The following is a 19,825-nucleotide window of genomic DNA, read 5'->3' on the forward strand; positions in this document are numbered from 1 at the left end:
ATCGACCACGACTTTCGCACCGGTGCGATGACCGACCAGCCGGGGGCGCCCGATGGGGCGCGGCGGTCCAGCCAAGGATGATTCAGTCCTTGGAGACGAAGCGGGACGGATGGATGTCCATCACATTGTCATCGAAGCCATGCAGCTTCGAGGAAACGATATCGTGGAAGCTATAGTAGAGAAGCGGAATGTTGCCGACGTCGTCGACAAGGATGCGCTCGGCCTCAGTGAGGTCCTTCATGCGCTCTTCGGGCTTGCCGCCGGCAGCCGCGGCCTTGTCCATGGCCGCTTCATATGCCGGGCTGACGTAGCTCGAATAGTTGTTTCCGCTGGCCTTGCGTGTGATGCCGAGGAAGGTCTCGGGATCCTTGTAGTCGGCGATCCAGGCGGCACGCGCCACGTCGTAGTTGCCCTTCTGCTCAAGGAAGGAATAGTGGGTCTTGGTATCGGTGTTCAGCAGCGTAATCTCGACGCCAAGCGGCTTCAGCTGTTCCTGGATGGCCACCGCGGTGTTCTTGTGGTTTTCCGAGGTGTTGTAGCGAATCTCCATCTTCAGCGGATGCTCGGGCGTATAGCCGAGTTTCTCGAGGATCTTCTTGGCGGCGTCCTCGCGGTCGATCTGCGGCATGTCGGCGTATTTGGCCATTGCCGGCGTGTAGCCCGCGATGCCCGGAGGCACCATCGAGTAGCCAGGCAGCATCGAGTTCTGCCAGACCTTCTCTGCGAGGAAGTCGCGGTCGATCGCCATCGAGATGGCGTTGCGCAGTTCGACATTATCCCACGGCGCTTTATCGGTCTTGATCGCATAGTAGTAGGTGCCGAGATACGGTCCGACACGGACCTGATCGCCGAACTTGGTCTTGAGGTCAGCGAGCTGTTCGGTCGGCAGGTCGCCGTAGCTGTCGAGTTCGCCGGCCTCGAAGCGCTTCATCGCCGATGAGCGGTCTTCGGTCGGGATATAGTTGACGACGTCCATCTTGACGGTCGCGGCGTCCCAGAATTTCGGATTCTTGACCAGCTTCATGTGGTCGTTGGGAATCCACTCGGCCAGCGTATAGGCGCCGTTCGAAACGAGATTGCCCGCCTTGATCCAGTCGGCACCGAGCTTGTCGATTGAGGCCTTGTTGACCGGATAGGTGGCCTGGTGGGTCAGCATCTCCAGGAAGTATGGCGTCGGCGCCTTCAGCGTCACTTCCAGGGTGTTGGCGTCGATCGCCTTGACGCCCATATCCTCGGGCTTGCCCTTCTTGGTGTTGACTTCCTCGGCGTTCTTCACGGGATAGAGCATGGAAGCGTATTCGGCGGCGGTCGCCGGATCCTCCAGCCGACGGAAGGAATAGACGAAGTCGTCCGCCGTCACCGGGCTGCCATCCGACCACAAGCCGTCCTTGCGCAGCTTGAAGGTGTAGACGGTGCCGTCATCGGACACGGTCCAGCTTTCGGCGGCGCCCGGAATGAGGTTCGTCTTCTGATCGTGCATGACCAGTCCTTGGAACAGGTCGCGGATGATATCGGCTTCGTAGACGGTCGAGGTCTTGTGCGGATCGACCGTCTCCGCTTCGGCGGCGCTGCCTCGGTTGTAGACCGTCTCGGCAAGGGCCGGCGTCAGGAACGTGCCTGCAGCAAAGGTCATGGTTGTGGCGACCAGCGTCGCCTTCAGCATATTTTTCAGCATGAAGTCTCTCCCTGCGGTGCGGCCCAGCGGCTCGCGCCTTTCGAGTGTTAACGCCCCGGAACCGATTTCTGGCCCCTTTGAGCGCGCCGCCGGTTCCCTTTCCGGCAGCTGGTGGCAGGAGACTAGACAGACGGAAATATTATTTCAACCGCCCGCTGCTTGACGTAGAGTGAGTAGTCCTGCGCTAAAATAGTACCAGCTAAAATTCGAATGCCTTTCAACTGGCTGCACCTTGCGGTTGCTTTATCGGTTTTCTGTTTCTGCAAGCGAAGTTTGGCATGCTCGGCAGTATGCTGCAGAACCTAAAACTCCGCCCTTTGTGGTGTCGTTTCCGGGCGAACGCCTCGGGGACCTCGGCGATCGAATTCGCCATGCTGGCGCCGTTGTTCATCCTGCTTCTACTCGGAATGGTTGCATACGGCATCTATTTCGGCGCCAGCCATTCGGTCCAGCAAATCGCGGCAGATGCGGCGCGAACGGCGATTGCGGGGCTGAACGCCACTGAACGCAAGACGCTGGTGACCAACTTCATCAACAACGATGTCAACGGTTATCCCTTCGTCGATGCCACGAAACTGACGGTCGACGCCAAGGACAGCGTCGCCGATGGCAGCCAGTTCGTGGTCTCGGTCAGCTACGACGCACGGAATTTGCCGATCTGGAATCTGTTCCCCAATCTGACGATGCCGGGCATGACCATTCAACGTCAATCGACGATCCGGGTCGGGGGCATCTGATGCGTAATGCCGTTGCTGGAATGTGGCAGACATGCCGGCGGCTGCTGCGCGAGAAGCGGGCCAATTTCGCTGTCATGACGGCGCTCTGCGCGCCCGTCGCGCTGGTCCTGACGGCGTTTGCCGTCGACCAAGGTGCGCTATTCAACGAGCGCCGCGCCGCACAGTCGATCGTCGACCTGGCGGCGATCACTGCTGCGGCCAATCTCGCAAACGTTGAAACGGCGGTGCTGACGACACTGAAGGACAATGGCATCAGCTCGGTTGCCGTGCAGAAAGACGGGACAACCGGCGCGCCAACAGCCACCAAGGCGGTGGTTCAGATTGTACCGGGGCGCTACACCGGCTTGAGTTCGATCGCCGCCGGCAGCCGGTTCGAAGCGGGCAAGCTGCCCTACAATGCCGTGCGCGTGTTCCTGAAGAAGCAGGGCACGCTCTATTTCGGCGCCTCGCTCATGGCCCCCCCGGTCATCGGCACGACGGCCACCGCAAACGCCCAGGCGCAGGCGACATTTTCGGTCGGCTCGAGGCTGCTCAGCGTCAATGACGGCCTGCTCAACGCGCTCCTCAAGGGACTGGTGGGCGGCAACATCTCGCTCAGCGTGATGGACTATAATTCCCTGATCGCGGCCGACATCAACGTGCTTTCCTTTGTCGACGCGCTCGCGGTTCAGTTGAACATGACCGGTGTATCCTATTCAGATGTGCTGGCCTCAAAGGCGAGCATCGGCCAGATCGCAACCGCCATGGCCAATGTCCCGGGGTTGGGCAACACCGCCAAGTTGGCCTTGCAGTCGGTGGCCTCGAAGGCCACCAGCACGGTCCAGATTCCCCTCAACCACCTTGTCGACCTCGGCTCGGTCGGCCGCCTGGGTCTCGGGCAAAAGCCCTCGGGCCTGGCTGTCGATACCAGCGCCATGGGAATGCTGACAGCCGCTGCCTCCCTTGCCAACGGCACCAACCAGGCCCAGCTCGACCTTGGCGCCACCGTGCCTGGCCTCACCGCCACGACGCTCAACGTCGCCATTGGCGAGCCGATGCAATCCTCGCCATGGCTGGCTGTCGGCGAGGCCGGTACCGTGGTACGCACCGCGCAGACACGCATCAAGCTTCTGGCGTCGGTCACCGTCGGCAACAGCAATATAGGCGGCGGCACCAGCCTGCTCTCCGTTACCTTGCCGCTGCATATCGAAATCGCCTATGCGGAAGCCAAGCTGACGGACATAAGCTGTCCGACGGGCCGTCCCGAGAGCATCAAGGTTACCATCGCCACCCGCCCCGGTGTCGTCGAGGCGCATCTCGCGGCCAGCAGTGCCGACGGCAATCCCGGCGCCTTCGCCGATTTCACCAAACCGCAATCCTTCTACAACACCGAAATCGCTGCGGTGAGGCTGCTGCTCGTCCCGCTCTTGTCGGTGAAGGGCTCTGCCGCGTTTGCGATGACCAACATGAACTCGACGGACCTGGTCTTCAACTACAGCGACATCACCGCCAAGACGATCAAGACCGTCTCAACGCAGAACCTGACACAGTCGCTGACCACCTCGCTGGTCAAAAATCTGTCGCTGACGGCCAACGTGCTGGGCTTGCCGATCAACCTCAACGCCCTGCTTGGAACGGTGAAGCCGGCTGTGGTGGCGCTGCTGAACAGCGTGACTGCGCCTGTCGACACGCTGGTCTACAATGTGCTTGCGGCGCTCGGCGTGAGCGTCGGCCAGGCCGATGTCCGGGTCACCGGCGCGACCTGCGGCCGCTCCGTGCTGGTCCAGTAGTCAGATCGTATAGATTATTAAATTTGCCTCTTCAAAGAGGTCCAGCCCATCGAAATCGACGTATATGGTCTGCCCTGGCGAATCGAAACCGTTTAGCATTTCTGAAATAGCCCGGGATTTCTCTCTGGATAGGGATATTGATGCTTTTCCATCCTCTATCTTAATCAAGTGCTCATTACCTTCAGAAACCGCAACCTGAAAGCTAGATATGCCTCCTGAGAACGTTGCGTTAAATCCGGATGAGACGTCGAGAATATTCTGGAGCAATAACTTCGACGACAGCTCTCGCACCTCGCGCAACGTGCACGACACCACTACCGATGGCGGCGGTTCCCCAAAGGCGACTTCATTAGTGAGCTCGATATGCATAACCTAACCTCGGCTAAAAGTTTGACCAGGGTGCAACTTCGCTAGGGCCTATGCAACCCGATCTTCCCTCTAGACGGCTTTTGTTCGGTGGACCGGCTCGCGGTCTAGCTTGTTCGCCCGATGAAGGAACCTAGTGGCGGCAGTGACAATCCGTCTTCGCCAATGACCCCACTGTCGACTCCGAGGTCGATTGACTCAACCCCGCCCAGATCGGACGGCAGCGTCCAGTTGGCCGGCTCGCCGGCGAAATTGAACGCGCAGACCAGCCTCTCGCCATCACGCTCGCGGACAAAGGCGAGCACATCGCCCTCGGCCTCGAGAAAGCGGATCGAGCCGGCAATCAGCGCCGGATGACGCTTGCGCAAGGCGAGCATCGAGCGATAGGCGGCAAGCACCGAACCGTCTTCGCTGTTTTGCACATCGACCGCCCGGGCGTGATGCGCCTGTGGCACCGGCAGCCAGGGCTTGGCCGAGGAAAAACCGGCATTGTCGGCGCCCGCTTCCCATACCATCGGCGTGCGGCAGCCGTCTCTGCCCTTGACCGTCGGCCAGAAGCGGATGCCGAAGGGATCACGCAGATCCTCGAAGGTCAGTTCCGCCTCCTGCAGCCCGAGCTCCTCGCCTTGATAGAGACAGATCGATCCGCGCAGGCAGGCGAGCAGAGCGATCGAGAATTTCGCCACCGCATCCGGATCGCCGCCTGGCCGCGTCCAGCGGCTGACATGGCGCACGACATCGTGGTTGGAGAACGCCCAGCAGACCCAGCCATCGGCGACCGCTGCCTCGAAGGCCTCGACGCAGCCGCGTACATGGGCAGGCGAGAATTGTGACCCAAGCAGGTCGAATGTGTAGCACATGTTGAGCTTGTCGCCGCCGGACGTGTAGGCGGCGAGCGTCTGCAGCGACCGGCCTTCGTCGCCAACCTCGCCGACACTGGCGCGCCCGTCATACTCGTCGAGCAAAGAGCGAAAGCGCCGGAGGAAACCGAGGTTCTCCGGCTGCGACTTGTCGAACAGATGTTCCTGGAAGAGATAGGTGTTGGTTTCGCCATTGGTGCCGGCGACGCTCGACGCCAAAGGCGGATTGCTGCGCAGCCAGCGGTCATGGACATAGTAGTTGACCGTATCCAGGCGGAAGCCGTCTACGCCGCGGTCGAGCCAGAACCGCACCGTCTCCAGCAATGCGTCCTGAACCTCTGGATTGTGGAAATTGAGGTCGGGCTGCGAAGCCAGGAAATTGTGCATGTAGTATTGCCGGCGGGTCGCGTCCCATTCCCAGGCCGGGCCACCGAAAACCGACAACCAGTTGTTGGGGGCGTTGCCGTCGGGTCTGGTGTCGGCCCAGACGTACCAATCGGCCTTGGGGTTGTCGCGGCTCGATCGGCTTTCTACGAACCATTCGTGCTTGTCGGAGGAATGCGACAGCACCTGGTCGATGATCACCTTCAGGCCGAGCCGGTGCGCCTCGGCCACCAGCGCGTCGAAATCATCGAGCGTGCCGAACATCGGATCGACCGCCTGATAGTCCGATACGTCGTAGCCCATGTCGGCCATCGGCGACTTGAAGAAGGGCGACAGCCACACGGCGTCGACGCCGAGCGAGGCGACGTGCGCCAGCCGCGAGGTGATGCCCGAGAGGTCGCCACTGCCGTCGCCGGTGGTGTCCTGGAACGAGCGCGGATAGATCTGGTAGATGACGCAGCCGCGCCACCAGTCGGCCCCCTGCTCTGTATTGCCATCGGCCATCACGAACCCTTCCTGGCGCGGGCCCTTGCGGTCCGGCGCTCTATCATGAAATTCACGCTGCGGCCGGGCAGCGGGCGCGCAAGGTCGATCGCCTGCGTTTCGATAGCCGGCTGCCATTGGAACCCTTCCCGCACGGGCAGCGTGAAGACGCATTGGCGGCGGTCGCCATTGACGATGACGGCGAGGCGCCCGTCCCCGCTATCGGCGAGCAGCATGACGAGGCGATGGCGCGCGGCGTCGTTCCAGTCGGCCTCGCTCAGCGGCGCGCCGGTCTCGGTCAGCCAGGCGACATCGGGCACGTCGGAACCGGCTGGCGCCTCGCCGGTCAGGAAGTGCGGATCGGCAAGCGTCGGCACTGCGCGGCGCAGCACTGCCAGCGCCGCCACATGGGCTTCGAGCGCAAGGTCGCGGCCGGCCCAGTCGAGCCAGGTGATGGCGTTGTCCTGGGCATAGGCGTTGTTGTTGCCTTTTTGGGTGCGGCCGAATTCGTCGCCCGCTGTCAGCATGATGGTGCCGCGCGAGGCAAACAAGGTGGCGAGCAGAGCGCGACGATCCTTGAAACGGGCCTCGGCAATCGCCTTGTCGGAGGTCTCACCCTCGACGCCATTGTTCCAGGACAGGTTCTCATTGTGGCCGTCGCGGTTCTTCTCGCCATTGGCCTGGTTGTGCTTGGCCTCATAGGCGGTGATGTCGGCCAGCGTCATGCCGTCATGCGCGGCGATGAAATTGACCGTGCGGCTGGCCGATTGGCTCTCCCTGCCGAACACGTCCGACGAACCTGCGAGCCTCGTCGCCAACGCACCAACCGTGCCGGCATCGCCCCGCCAGAAGCGCCTGACATCGTCGCGATAGCGGTCGTTCCATTCGAGATATGGCGGCCGGAAATTGCCGAGTTGGTAGCCATTTGGGCCGATGTCCCAAGGTTCGGCGATCAGCACCCTGTCGGCAAGGATAGGATCGCCAGCGATTGCCCCGAGCAATGGCGCTGCGGGATCGAACGCGCCGTCGACGCGGCCGAGGACCGGCGCCAAATCGAAACGGAAACCGTCGACGCCGGCGTACCGGACGAAATGGCGAAGCGTGTCGAGCACCATGGCGCGGACGACCGGATGGTCACAGGCAACGGTGTTGCCGGTGCCGGTGTCATTGACCAGCCGGTCGTCGGCCTCATGCCTATAGTAGGCACGGTTGTCGAGGCCGCGTAGCGACAGGGTCGGCCCGAGCTGGTCGCTCTCGCCAGTATGGTTGAAGACAAGATCGAGGATGGTGCCGATGCCGGCGTTGCGCAGCGCCGCAACGGTGTCGCGCAATTCGGCGAGGCCGTCTGGCGCCAGGCGCGGGTCGAGGGCCATAAAGGTGACGGGGTTGTAGCCCCAGGCATTGCTCAAACCCAGCGGCGGCAGATGCCGCTCATCGATCCATGCCGTCACCGGCATCAGCTCGACTGCGGAAACGCCGATCTTCTTCAAATGCTCGATGATGGCCGGATGGGCAAGCGCCGCGATGGTGCCGCGCTGGGCTTCCGGCACGTTCGGGTGCAGCCTGGTGAAGGAACGGACATTGAGCTCGTAGATCAGACCGCCGGGTTGGAACAGCGGCGGCTTGGCCGGAACGACCTTGGGCGAAGCCACGGCAATTGCCTTGGGCATGAGCTGCGCGGTGTCGGCGCCTTCGTTGCGTTTGGCCGTGAGCCGCCAGTGATACTGGTACGGCCGGTCGATTTCGATGGCGTAGGGATCGGTGAGCAGCTTGTCGGGATCGAACCACAGGCCGCGTTCGGGCGCATAGTCGCCATCGGCGCGAAAGCCGTAGCGGGTGCCGCCGGCAAGGCCGGGGACTGACAAGGCAAAAACGCCCTCGCCTTCCGGCTGAAGCTCAAGCCGGTCGACCTCGCGGGCACCGGTGTCGTCGAAGACCGACACCCAAAGGCGCCGTGCCGAAGACGACCAGGCGGCGAAGCGGATGCCATCGTGGGTGATGGTTGCGCCGAGTGTGGTCATGGGCGCGCCTTCCACCCTCCCCCTTGTGGGGAGGGTCGCGAACGAAGTGAGCGGGGTGGGGGTCGGCGCAGGGTGAGCGCTTTACGAGCACCCCCACCCCGATCCGCTGCGCGGATCGACCCTCCCCACAAGGGGGAGGGTAAAGCCTCCTCCACCCTCAAGTAATCACGCTCGGCTTGTTGCGGCCGGTATGGCTCTTGATGCCTGCGATATCATCCGCCGCGGCAATCAGGTCGGCAAGCGCCTCTTGCGTGTCGAGATCGTGCCTTGCCTTGTCCGGCTCGTAGCGCTCGATGTAGACGCGCAGCGTGGCGCCCGACGTGCCCGTACCGGAGAGGCGGAAGACGACGCGGGAGCCGCCTTCGAACAGGATGCGGATGCCCTGGTTCTTGCTCACCGAACCGTCGACCGGATCGTGATAGGCGAAGTCGTCGGCCTTGGCGATCTTTAAGCCGCGCACGCTGGTGCCGGGCAGCGAGGCAAGCTTGGCGCGCAGCTCGTCGACCAGCGCATTGGCGCGTTCGGTCTCGACCTCTTCATAGTCGTGGCGCGAATAATAGTTGCGACCGTAGGTAGCCCAGTGCTCTGTGACCACCTGCTTGGCGCTCTCGCCGCGCACGGCCAGGATGTTCAGCCACAAAAGCACGGCCCACAGCCCGTCCTTCTCGCGGACATGGTTGGAGCCGGTGCCGGCACTTTCCTCGCCGCAGATCGTCGCCATGCCGGCATCGAGCAGATTGCCGAAGAACTTCCAGCCGGTCGGCGTCTCGTAGATGCCGACGCCGAGCTTTTCAGCGACGCGGTCGGCGGCACCGCTGGTCGGCATCGAGCGGGCAATGCCTTTCAGCCCATCCTTGTAGCCCGGCGCCAGATGCGCGTTGGCGGCCAGCATCGCCACGGAGTCCGACGGGGTGACGAAGATGCCCTTGCCGATGATCAGATTGCGGTCGCCGTCGCCATCGGAGGCGGCACCGAAATCCGGCGCGTCCGGACCCATCATCTCGTCATAGAGATGCTTGGCGTGGACCAGGTTGGGGTCGGGGTGATGGCCACCGAAATCCGGCAGCGGCTTGTAGTTGCGGCAGGTGCCGTTCTCCGCGCCAAGCCGGCGCTCGAGGATCTCCTTGGCATAAGGGCCGGTAACCGCATGCATGGCGTCGAAGCGCATGCGGAAGCCGTATTTGAAATTGGCTCGGATGGCGTCGAAATCGAACAGGCTTTCCATCAGCTCGGCATAGTCGGTAACCGGATCGATCACCTCCACCGTCATGCCGCCGGCCTCGACGGTGCCGATCTTGTCGATGTCGATCTGGTCGATATCGGCGATCTTGAAACTCGGAATCGTCTTGGTCTTTTCGAAGATCGCGTCGGTGAGCTTTTCCGGCGCCGGGCCGCCATTGCCGGCATTGTACTTGATGCCGAAATCCTCATGCGGGCCGCCCGGATTGTGGCTGGCCGACAGAATGATGCCGCCGAAGGTCTTGTATTTGCGGATGACATGCGAGGCGGCCGGCGTCGACAATATGCCACCCTGCCCGACCATCACCTTGCCGAAGCCGTTGGCGGCGGCCATGGCGATGGCCTTCTGGATGACCTCGCGATTGTAGAAGCGGCCGTCGCCGCCAATCACCAGCGTCTTGCCCTTGAAGCCATCGAGCGCGTCGAAGATCGACTGAATGAAGTTCTCGGCATAGTGCTCCTGCTGGAAGACAGGCACCTTCTTGCGCAGGCCGGAGGTGCCGGGTTTCTGGTCAAGATAGGGTTTGGTTGGAACGGTTCGGATCATGCTTCAGGCAACCCTTTTCGAAAGCAACAGGCGGTAGAGTTCAACGTATTTGTCGGCGCTCTTGTCCCAGGAAACATCGGCTTTCATGCCTTGGCGCTGGATCTGTTCCCACACCGCCGGGCTCGCATGCGCGTCGACCAGCCGGCGGATGGCGTGCAGCATGGCGCCGCCATTGTTGGGCGCGAACTGGAAACCGGTGGCTACACCTGCCGAGATCGCGGCTTCGTTGGCGTCGATGATGGTGTCGGCAAGGCCGCCGGTGCGGGCGACGACCGGCACGCAGCCATAGCGCAGGCCATAGAGCTGGGTGAGCCCGCAGGGCTCGAAGCGCGACGGGATGACGATGGCGTCGCAGCCGCCTTGCATGATGTGGGACAGCCCCTCGTCATAGCCGACGACGACGCCGACGCGGCCGCGATGGCGGGCCGCGGCGGCCAGCAGCGCACCTTCCAGCCCAGCATCGCCCGAGCCGAGGATCGCCAGCCGCGCGCCGGTGGCGACGACGCCGTCGACGACCGCCGCCAATATGTCCATGCCCTTCTGCCAGGTCAGCCGGCTGATGACGCAGACGATCGGGCTGTCGTCCTGGTCGAGGCCGAAACGCTCTTCGACCGCGCTGCGGTTGGGTTTTCGCGCGTCCAGCTTTGCCGCCGAATAATTGGCTACCAGCTGTTTGTCGGTCTCGGGGTTCCAGATGTCGACATCGATGCCGTTGACGATGCCGTAGAGGTCCGAGGATCGCATGTTGATCAGGCCGTCGAGGCCCATGCCGAATTCGGGCGAGCGGATCTCCTGGGCATAGGTCGGGCTCACCGTGGTAATCGCCCAGGCGGCCTGCAGGCCGGCCTTGAGGAAGCCGACGCCGCCATAATACTCAACGCCGTCGAGCGCCATCGCCACCGCCGGCAGGCCGAGCTCACCGAAGATGCCTGCGCCGAACTGGCCCTGGAAGGCAAGGTTGTGCACAGTGATCAGCGACGGCACGCCGACCGCCTTGCCGTATCGCATATAGGCCAGCGTCATCGCCGACTGCCAGTCATGGGCATGGACGAGATCGGGCTGGTAACCGGAGATGGCGCCGCCGGCGATGTCGCCGCCGACCTGGCTCAACGCCGCGAAGCGCCGCCAGTTGTCGGGCCAGTCGGCGCCGGCCGCATTGCCGTAAGGGCCGCCCGGACGGTCGTAGAGGTGCGGCGCGTCGAGCACGAACAGATCGAGCCCCGCGATGTTGACGGCATGGACTGAAGCCTTGCCGCCCTGCAGCAGCGGATATTGGTAGACGGCCTTCTTTTTCTTGAAGGCGTCCATCACCTGCGGAAAGCCAGGGATGAGCGTGCGCATCGTCACGCCCTTGGCGGCAAGCGCGATCGGCAGTGCGCCGGTCACGTCGGCCAGTCCGCCGGTCTTGATCAGCGGGAAGATTTCGGGCGTGACCGACAGAACCTGCATGCGTCTATCCGATCCTGTGCGCTACTTCTGTTGGAGCATGATCTTCGTCCGAAAACCGGTTCCCACTTTTCGGGATCATGCTCTAGAGCTTCAACTTGTCGATCATGTCCTGCGTGACCAGGCAGATGCCCTTTTCCGAAACGCGGAAACGCTTGGCGTCGAGCACGGGATCTTCGCCGACCACCAGCCCTTCCGGGATCTTTACACCGTGGTCGATGACGACGCGCTTCAACTTTGCGTTCCGGCCGACATGAACGTCGGGCAGCATCACGACCTCTTCCAGCGTCGAATAGGAGTTGATGCGCGCACCGGTGAAGATCAGGCTGCGCTTCAGCGAAGCGCCTGACACGATGCAATCGCCCGACACCAGCGAGGAGACGGCCGAGCCGCGGCGACCATCCTCGTCATGCACGAACTTTGCCGGCGGCTTCAATTCGGCATAGGTCCAGATCGGCCAGTCGCGGTCGTAGAGGTCGAGTTCGGGCGTCACGTCGGTCAGGTCGATATTGGCTTCCCAATAGGCGTCGACCGTTCCGACATCGCGCCAGTAAGCCTCGTTCTCGGCGGTCGAGCGGACGCAGGATTTGGCAAAGCGGTGGGCGATCGCTTTGCCGTGCTGGACGATATAGGGGATGATGTCCTTGCCGAAGTCGCGGCTGGAACCCGGCTCGGCGGCATCGCGGCGCAGCTGGTCCATCAGGAACTTGGTCTTGAAGACATAGATGCCCATCGAGGCCAAGGCGAATTCCGGTTTGTCGGGAATACCGGGCGGATCGGCGGGCTTTTCGACGAAGGCGATGATGTTGTCCTTGCCGTCAACATGCATGACGCCGAAGCCGGTCGCCTCCATGCGCGGCACTTCGAGGCAGCCGACTGTGACGTCGGCGTTGGCGTCGACGTGCTGGCGCAGCATCAACTCGTAGTCCATCTTGTAGATGTGGTCGCCGGCGAGGATGACCATGTATTCGGGGCCATAGGCCTCGATGATGTCGATGTTCTGGTAGACGGCGTCGGCGGTGCCTTCATACCACTGGGTTTCCGAGACACGCTGGCTGGCCGGCAGGATGTCGAAGCTTTCGTTTCGCTCCGGCCGCAGGAAGTTCCAGCCGCGCTGCAGGTGGCGGATCAGCGAATGCGCCTTGTACTGGGTGGCGACGCCGAGGCGGCGAATGCCGGAATTGAGCGCATTGGACAGCGCGAAATCGATGATGCGCGTCTTGCCGCCGAAATAGACAGCAGGCTTGGCGCGGCGGTCGGTCAATTCCTTGAGCCGGCTGCCGCGGCCGCCGGCCAGTACATAGGCCATGGCATCGCGCGCCAGCGGCTGGGTTCTCTTCAAGTCTGCCATTTTTTACCCTCCCAAATTACCAGTCTGGAGCATCGCTCAGTCGCAACGCGCTGACGGACCTAGGCCGCAGCGAGTTGATGGATTTAGTCCGCAACGAGTTCAAGCATGATCGTCGACAGCGGCGGCAAAAGCATCGTTGCCGAAATGCCTCCTCCCTCCGCCCTGGCTTCGACCACGCCGCCATTGCCCTTGCCCGAACCACCATAGTCCGAAGCGTCTGTGTTGATGATTTCGCGCCATTTGCCGACCTTGGGCAACGGCACGCGATAATTGTCGCGTGGCACCGGCGTGAAGTTGGAAATAACGGCGATGGGATTGCCATCCGGCGCACTGCGCAGCCAGGCGAAGACCGAGTTTTCCTTGTCGTCGACGATCAGCCAGGAAAAGCCGTCCGGCTCGCAGTCGCGCGCATGTAGCGCCGGGCGCGAGCGGTAGAGGTAGTTGAGGTCGCGCACCGTCTGCCAGACGCCGCGATGCGGGCGGGAGTCGAGCAGGTTCCAGTCGAGCGCGCGCGCCTCGCTCCACTCGCGGCGCTGGGCGAATTCCTGGCCCATGAACAACAGCTTCTTGCCGGGATAACCCCACATGAAGGCGTAAAAGGCGCGCAAAGTCGCAAACTTCTGCCAGTCGTCGCCGGCCATCTTGCCGAGCAGCGTGCCTTTGCCGTGCACGACTTCGTCGTGAGAGAGCGGCAGCACGAAATTCTCTGAAAAGGCGTAGGTCAGGCCGAAGGTCAGGTCGTTGTGATGGTGCTTGCGGAAGATCGGCTCCTTGGCGAAATACTCCAGCGTGTCGTGCATGAAGCCCATGTTCCACTTGAAGCCGAAGCCCAGCCCGCCCTCATGCACCGGCGCCGAGACCTTTGGCCATGAGGTCGATTCCTCGGCGATGGTCATCACGCCGGGATGGTGGCCGTAGAGCTCCTTGTTCATCTTCTGGAGGAAGGAGACCGCTTCGAGGTTCTCGCGGCCGCCCTTCTCGTTGGGGATCCATTCGCCGGCCTTGCGTGAGTAATCGAGGTAGAGCATCGAGGCGACCGCGTCGACGCGCAAACCGTCGACATGGTATTTCTCGGCCCAGAACAGCGCATTGTTGACGAGGAACGACACCACCTCGCGGCGGCCGAAATTGTAGATCGCGGTGTTCCAGTCGGGGTGGAAACCCTTGCGCGGATCGGCATGCTCGTAGAGCGCTGTGCCGTCGAAATTGGCCAGGCCATGCGCGTCGACCGGGAAATGCGCCGGCACCCAGTCGAGGATGACGCCGACGCCGGCGCGGTGCGCACCGTCGACGAAACGGGCGAAGCCGTCCGGGTCGCCAAAGCGCGCCGACGGGGCATAAAGTCCAGTTGTCTGATAACCCCAGGACGGGTCATAGGGATGTTCGGAGATCGGCAGGAATTCGATGTGGGTGAAGCCGGTTTCGACGGCATAGGGGATCAGCTGGTCGGCGAGTTCGTCCCAGGACAGGAAGCTGCCGTCATCGTGCTGCTGCCACGACCCGGCATGGACCTCGTAGATCGATATGGCTTCGCGCCGCGGATCGGCCTTGCGCCAGTAGCTGCGGTGCGCATCGTCGCCCCATTCATGCGCCGGCGGCACCGCCGTCACCGAAGCGGTGGCCGGGCGCAGCTCGGATTTGAAGGCAAACGGATCGGCCTTGAGCGGCAGGCGTACGCCATCGGGGGCGATGATCTCGTATTTGTAGGGCCGTCCGGCGCCGATGTCGGGAATGAACAGCTCCCAAATGCCGGTGTCACGACGGTCGCGCATCGTGTGCCGGCGGCCATCCCATTCGTTGAAATCGCCGACCACGGAGACGCGGCGCGCATTGGGCGCCCAGACGGCGAAATGCACGCCCGAGGCGCCTTCATGGTCGATGAGATGGGCGCCGAGCTTGTCGAACAGCCTGAGATGCGACCCTTGGGCGATATAATAGTCATCCATCGGGCCCAGCACCGGGCCGAAGGAATAGGGATCGGTCAGCCACCAGTCGCCGCCGGCATTTTTGGCGTGATAGCGCAGCGGCTGGCGTTTGCGGATCGAAACCTTGCCCTCGAAAAAACCGGCATCGTCGCGACGTGAGAGTTCGCCAACCTCCTTGCCGGTCAACGTGTAGGCGGTGACGAACTCGGCGTTGGGCACGAAACAGCGGGCGACGAAGCCCTTGCCGGCTTCATGCACACCCAGAACCGCGAAGGGATCGCCATGCGTACCGGCAACAATCGCCGCGACATCGCCGGCTGGTGCCAGCCCGTCCGGCCCGCTTGTCGCAGCGGTCACGCGCGGTTTCCTCATCAGCCGATTTCCCTCCCGGGGAGCCAGTTCTTGTTCTTGTGCATAAGACCCATTGTTCGTGGCCTCATGCAATCATATCAGGCGGGTACGTTCCAGATTTCTTTCGCATATTGGCGGATCGTGCGATCGGAAGAGAACCAGCCGACGCGGGCAACGTTGCGGATGGCGCGTGCGTACCAGTCGGGACTGTTGCGCCAGACGGCGTCGACATCGCGCTGGGTAGCGGCATAGGCGTCGAAATCGGCCGCAACCATGAACCAGTCGGTGTTGTAGAGACCGTCGATCAGCTCGCGGTAGCGGTCCGGCTGGTCGGGCGAGAACACGCCCGACGAGACGGCGGCGACAGCCTGCGCCAGTTCCGGCGACCCTTCGATCACGGCGCGCGGGTTGTAGCCATTGCTGCGCCGCTCGGCGACTTCGGCCGTGGTCAGGCCGAAGATGAAGATGTTGTCGTCGCCGACGCACTCCTTGATCTCGACATTGGCGCCGTCAAGCGTGCCGATGGTCAAGGCGCCGTTCAGGGCGAACTTCATGTTGCCGGTGCCCGACGCTTCCATGCCGGCGGTCGAGATCTGTTCGGACAGGTCGGCGGCCGGCATCAGCACTTCGGCCAGGCTGACATTGTAGTTCGGCACGAACACCACTTTCAGCAGGCCGCGTACCGACGGGTCGCTGTTGATGACCTTGGCGACGTCGTTGGCGAGTTTGATGATCAGCTTGGCGTTGTGGTAGCTCGGTGCGGCCTTGCCGCCAAAGAACTTCACGCGTGGCATCCACTCGCGTTCGGGATGAGAGCGGATCTGGTCGTAAAGCGCGATGGCTTCCAGGATATTGAGCAGCTGGCGCTTGTATTCGTGGATGCGCTTGACCTGGATGTCGAACAGCGCCGACGGATCGAGCTTGATGCCGAGCCGGTCGGCGACGAGATTGGCGAGCTTGACCTTGTTGGAGCGCTTGACGGCGGCGAACTTGTCGCGGAAAGCCGCGTCGTCGGCAAAGGCATCGAGCCCCTTGATGGCGTCGATATTGTCGAGGAAGCGGTCGCCGATCGCCTCGCGGGTAAGCGCGGTGAGGCCTGGATTGCACTGGATCAGCCAGCGCCGCGGCGTGATGCCGTTGGTCTTGTTGTTGATACGGTCGGGATAGAGCTTGTGGAGATCGGCAAACACCGTCTCCTTCATCAGCTCGGTATGCAGCGCCGAGACGCCGTTGATCGAGTGCGAGCCGACAAAGGCGAGATTGCCCATGCGCACGCGACGGTCGCCATTTTCCTGGATCAGCGAGATGCGGCTGATCTGCTCACCCGAGAACTGGTTGGTGGCGCGCGCTTCGAGCAGCACCTGCGCATTGATGGCGTAGACGATCTGCATGTGGCGCGGCAAAAGCCGCTCGAACAGCGGCACCGGCCAGCTTTCCAGCGCCTCGGGCAGCAGCGTGTGGTTGGTGTAGCCGAAGGTGCGCTTGGTGATGTCCCAGGCCTGGTCGAAATCCATGCCGTGGACGTCCATCAGCAGGCGCATCAGCTCCGGCACAGCGATCGCCGGATGGGTGTCGTTGAGATGGATCGCCGCCTTGTCGGGCAGCGAGACAAGATCGCCATACTGGCTGAGATGGCGCTGGACGATGTCTTGCAGCGAGGCGGTGGAGAAGAAGTATTCCTGGCGGAGCCTGAGTTCCTGCCCTGCCTTGTGGGAATCGGCGGGGTAAAGCACGCGTGACAAGGCATCGGCCTTGTTGCTTTCGGCCAGGGCGCCGATGTGGTCGCCGGCGTTGAACTTGTCGAGCAGGATCGGATCGATCGGCATGCCGGACCACAGCCGCAGCGTGTTGACGCGGTTGGCTCGCCAGCCGACCACCGGCGTGTCGTAGGCGACGGCCTGGACATGCTCGGTCGGCTTCCAGACGTGACGTTCAAGCCTTCCGTCCTTGGAGGTGATCGATTCCACCGAACCGCCGAAGCCGACCTCGAAGGCGCGCTCGCGGCGTTCGAACTCCCAGGGGTTGCCGTGGTCGAGCCAGGTCTCGGGCAGTTCGACCTGCCAGCCGTCATGGATTTCCTGGCGGAACATGCCGTTGGCGTAGCGAATGCCGTAGCCATGCGCGGGAATGTCGACAGTCGCCATGCTTTCCATGAAGCAGGCGGCGAGCCGGCCGAGACCGCCATTGCCGAGCGCGGCGTCCGGCTCGAGCCCGGCGATGAGGTCGAGGTCGACGCCCAGCGACTTCAACGCCTCGCGCATATTGTCCATCAGGCCGAGATTGGAGAAGGCGTCGCGCATCAGCCGGCCGATGAGGAATTCGAGCGACAGGTAATAGACGCGCTTTTCCTGCTGGGCGTAGGCCTCCTGCGTCGCCTGCATCCAGTGGTCGACGATGCGGTCGCGCACGACCTTGATCGAGGCGGTCAACCAGTCATATTGCGTGGCGACATTGGTGCCCTTGCCGACCCGGTATTTGAGGGCAAGCAAGACTTCGTCGGCCAGCGTCTTGGGATCGGGAATTTCGAGAACAGGGGCTTTGGCTGTCATTGTTCGCGTCATACTGCCTCTCGTGATCGTGCTGCGATCATACCGGCTTTCGCTCTCAGTCCCAGCCCAACCTAGTGCATTGCAACATACATTCAATCGATTTAGATCGGTATGCCGCCAGTTCCCCCTGCGGCAATTTATCCGCTGCGCTGGATCAGGCCGCCAGCGCATCCTCCGGCGGCTTCATTGCGCCTGTCATCAGCGCCACGGCATCCGACATCGAAACCTGCTTGGGGTCGACGACGCAAAGGCGACGTCCCAGCCGATGGATGTGGATGCGGTCGGCCACTTCGAAGACATGCGGCATGTTGTGCGAGATCAGCACGATCGGCAGGCCGCGTTTCTTGACGTCGAGGATCAGCTCGAGCACGCGGCGGCTTTCCTTGACGCCGAGTGCCGCCGTCGGCTCGTCCATGATCACCACGCGGCTGCCGAAGGCCGCCGCGCGCGCCACCGCCACGCCCTGGCGCTGGCCGCCGGAAAGCGTTTCCACAGCCTGACTGATATTCTGGATGGTCATCAGCCCGAGTTCGGTGAGCTTGTCGCGGGCGCGCTTTTCCATCGCCGGACGGTCGAGCATGCGAAACCAGCTGCCGAGCGGACCCGGCTTGCGGATCTCGCGGCCGAGAAACATGTTGTCAGCGATCGACAGCGCGGGCGACAGAGCGAGGTTCTGATAGACCGTCTCGATGCCGGCTTCGCGCGCTTCCATCGGCGATTTGAAGGCAACGACTTTGCCTTCAAGCCGGATCTCACCCTCGTCGGGCACGGCGGCACCGGAAATCGCCTTGATCAGCGATGATTTGCCGGCGCCGTTGTCACCGATGACGGCGAGGATCTCGCCCGGGTAGAGGTCGAAATCGGCATTGTCGAGGGCGGTGACGCGGCCATAGCGCTTGATCAGGCCGCGCGCGGTGAGGATGGGTTCCTGGGTCATGATTATGCCGAAACCTTTCTGATCCATTGGTCGATCGCCACGGCGCCGATGATCAGCACACCGGTCAGCAGCACCTTCCATTGCGGATCGGCGCCCAGCATGTTGAGGCCCATCGAGACGACACCGACGATCATCGCGCCGAAAAGCGTGCCGAGGATTGAGCCGCGTCCGCCGAACAGGGAAATACCGCCGATCACCGTCGCGGTGATTGCCTGCAGATTGTAGTCGGTGACGGCGGCTGACGGCGAGATCGAGCCGTTGCGACCGATGGAGACCCAGGCAGCGAAAGCGGCGATCAGCCCGGCAAGGGTGTAGACCGTCACCAACACCTTCTTGGTCTGGATGCCAGAGAGCTTCGCCGCCTCCTGATCATCGCCAACGGCGTAGACATGGCGGCCCCATGCCGTGTGGTTGAGCACGTACCAAAGGATCAAAACCAGCACGACCGTGGCGATGACGCCGAGTGTCAGCACCGCCGTGCCGACCTTGAAGCTCAGGGCAAAGAGATGCAGCAGCGGCGCCTGGGTGTCGACGTCGGTGTCGCGGATCGTCTCGTTGGCCGAATAGATGAAGTTCGTCGCCATGACGATGTTCCAGGTGCCGAGCGTGACGATGAACGGCGGCAGCTTCATGTAGGCGACCAGCAGGCCGTTGAGCAGGCCGCAAGCAGCGCCTGCGGCAAGTCCGATGGGCACTGCGAGCACAGCCGGCATACCGTAGCTGACTGCGCAATTGCCCATGATCACGGCCGAAATCACCATGATCACGCCGATCGACAGGTCGATGCCAGCGGTCAGGATGACCAGCGTCTGCGCGGCACCGAGGATGCCGACGATGGCGATCTGCTGAAGTATCAACGTCAGCGTGTAGGATGAAAAGAAACGTCCGCCGATGGCGATGCCGAAAATGGCGATCGACAGGACCAGCACAATCAGCGGCACCGCCGCCGGCGTGGAGTGCAGGAAATGCTGGACGCGTTTGACCGCCGATTTGTGCTCGTCAAACGCGGCAACGCTTGTATCGCTGCTCGAGAGAACTTTTTCGAATTCCTGAGCCTGAACCATGTTTCCTCCCCTGGGCCTCAGCTCCATGCCGACACCCGCTCGCGCCTGTCCGGTCTGCTGCCGGGATTATTCGCGTTTACAGTGGCGCATCGTCCACCCGAAGGGGCCGGGGATCAAGCCC

The 19,825-nt window shown here is 62.6% G+C and carries 13 protein-coding genes; 2 read left to right on the forward strand and 11 right to left on the reverse strand.

Annotated elements, in window-relative coordinates; genetic code table 11:
- Positions 1-82: 82 nt before the first annotated feature.
- Positions 83-1,675 carry a peptide ABC transporter substrate-binding protein gene (locus tag FJV77_RS10180; RefSeq protein WP_142866679.1) on the reverse strand — a complete coding sequence of 531 codons (1,593 nt, stop codon included), beginning with the start codon at positions 1,673-1,675 and terminating at the stop codon, positions 83-85.
- A 290-nt stretch (positions 1,676-1,965) separates the two neighbouring features.
- On the opposite strand from FJV77_RS10180, the gene FJV77_RS10185 reads away from it, so the two are divergent.
- Positions 1,966-2,412 (forward strand): TadE/TadG family type IV pilus assembly protein, encoded by a 447-nt coding sequence (locus FJV77_RS10185; RefSeq protein WP_142866779.1) that lies wholly within the window; start codon positions 1,966-1,968, stop codon positions 2,410-2,412.
- On the forward strand, positions 2,412-4,181 hold the full coding sequence (locus tag FJV77_RS10190; protein ID WP_246691209.1) for a pilus assembly protein TadG-related protein: 1,770 nt from the start codon (positions 2,412-2,414) through the stop codon (positions 4,179-4,181). Before FJV77_RS10185 ends, FJV77_RS10190 begins: the two co-directional genes overlap by 1 nt.
- On the opposite strand, the gene FJV77_RS10195 is transcribed toward FJV77_RS10190, so the two are convergent.
- The 10 genes from FJV77_RS10195 to FJV77_RS10240 all read right to left on the reverse strand — a co-directional run bounded on the left by FJV77_RS10195 (position 4,182) and on the right by FJV77_RS10240 (position 19,704).
- Positions 4,182-4,550 carry a hypothetical protein gene (locus FJV77_RS10195; protein WP_142866681.1) on the reverse strand — a complete coding sequence of 123 codons (369 nt, stop codon included), beginning with the start codon at positions 4,548-4,550 and terminating at the stop codon, positions 4,182-4,184. It abuts the gene before it with no gap.
- Between the two features lie 104 nt (positions 4,551-4,654).
- Entirely contained in the window at positions 4,655-6,295 is a 1,641-nt protein-coding gene (locus FJV77_RS10200) for an alpha-glucosidase family protein (protein WP_142866682.1), read from the reverse strand.
- A complete protein-coding gene (glgX, locus tag FJV77_RS10205) occupies positions 6,295-8,295 on the reverse strand; it encodes a glycogen debranching protein GlgX (protein ID WP_142866683.1) in 2,001 nt (666 codons plus the stop codon). The genes FJV77_RS10200 and glgX overlap by 1 nt, the downstream gene beginning before the upstream one ends.
- A gap of 157 nt (positions 8,296-8,452) precedes the next feature.
- Positions 8,453-10,081 carry an alpha-D-glucose phosphate-specific phosphoglucomutase gene (locus tag FJV77_RS10210; protein ID WP_142866684.1) on the reverse strand — a complete coding sequence of 543 codons (1,629 nt, stop codon included), beginning with the start codon at positions 10,079-10,081 and terminating at the stop codon, positions 8,453-8,455.
- Positions 10,082-10,084: 3 nt separating this feature from the next.
- Positions 10,085-11,530 (reverse strand): glycogen synthase GlgA, encoded by a 1,446-nt coding sequence (gene glgA / locus FJV77_RS10215; protein ID WP_142866685.1) that lies wholly within the window; start codon positions 11,528-11,530, stop codon positions 10,085-10,087.
- Between the two features lie 82 nt (positions 11,531-11,612).
- On the reverse strand, positions 11,613-12,878 hold the full coding sequence (gene glgC / locus FJV77_RS10220) for a glucose-1-phosphate adenylyltransferase (protein ID WP_142866686.1): 1,266 nt from the start codon (positions 12,876-12,878) through the stop codon (positions 11,613-11,615).
- Between the two features lie 83 nt (positions 12,879-12,961).
- On the reverse strand, positions 12,962-15,175 hold the full coding sequence (glgB, locus tag FJV77_RS10225) for a 1,4-alpha-glucan branching protein GlgB (RefSeq protein WP_142866687.1): 2,214 nt from the start codon (positions 15,173-15,175) through the stop codon (positions 12,962-12,964).
- 77 nt (positions 15,176-15,252) lie between these two features.
- Complete coding sequence (locus tag FJV77_RS10230) at positions 15,253-17,715, reverse strand: glycogen/starch/alpha-glucan phosphorylase (protein WP_142866688.1); 2,463 nt, start codon at positions 17,713-17,715, stop codon at positions 15,253-15,255.
- Between the two features lie 142 nt (positions 17,716-17,857).
- Positions 17,858-18,640 carry an ATP-binding cassette domain-containing protein gene (locus tag FJV77_RS10235; RefSeq protein ID WP_185970264.1) on the reverse strand — a complete coding sequence of 261 codons (783 nt, stop codon included), beginning with the start codon at positions 18,638-18,640 and terminating at the stop codon, positions 17,858-17,860.
- 2 nt (positions 18,641-18,642) lie between these two features.
- Positions 18,643-19,704 (reverse strand): ABC transporter permease, encoded by a 1,062-nt coding sequence (locus tag FJV77_RS10240; RefSeq protein WP_142866689.1) that lies wholly within the window; start codon positions 19,702-19,704, stop codon positions 18,643-18,645.
- Positions 19,705-19,825: the final 121 nt, after the last annotated feature.

The sequence above is a fragment of the Mesorhizobium sp. WSM4306 genome, from assembly GCF_007003975.1.
In the GTDB taxonomy this organism is placed as follows: Bacteria; Pseudomonadota; Alphaproteobacteria; order Rhizobiales; family Rhizobiaceae; genus Mesorhizobium.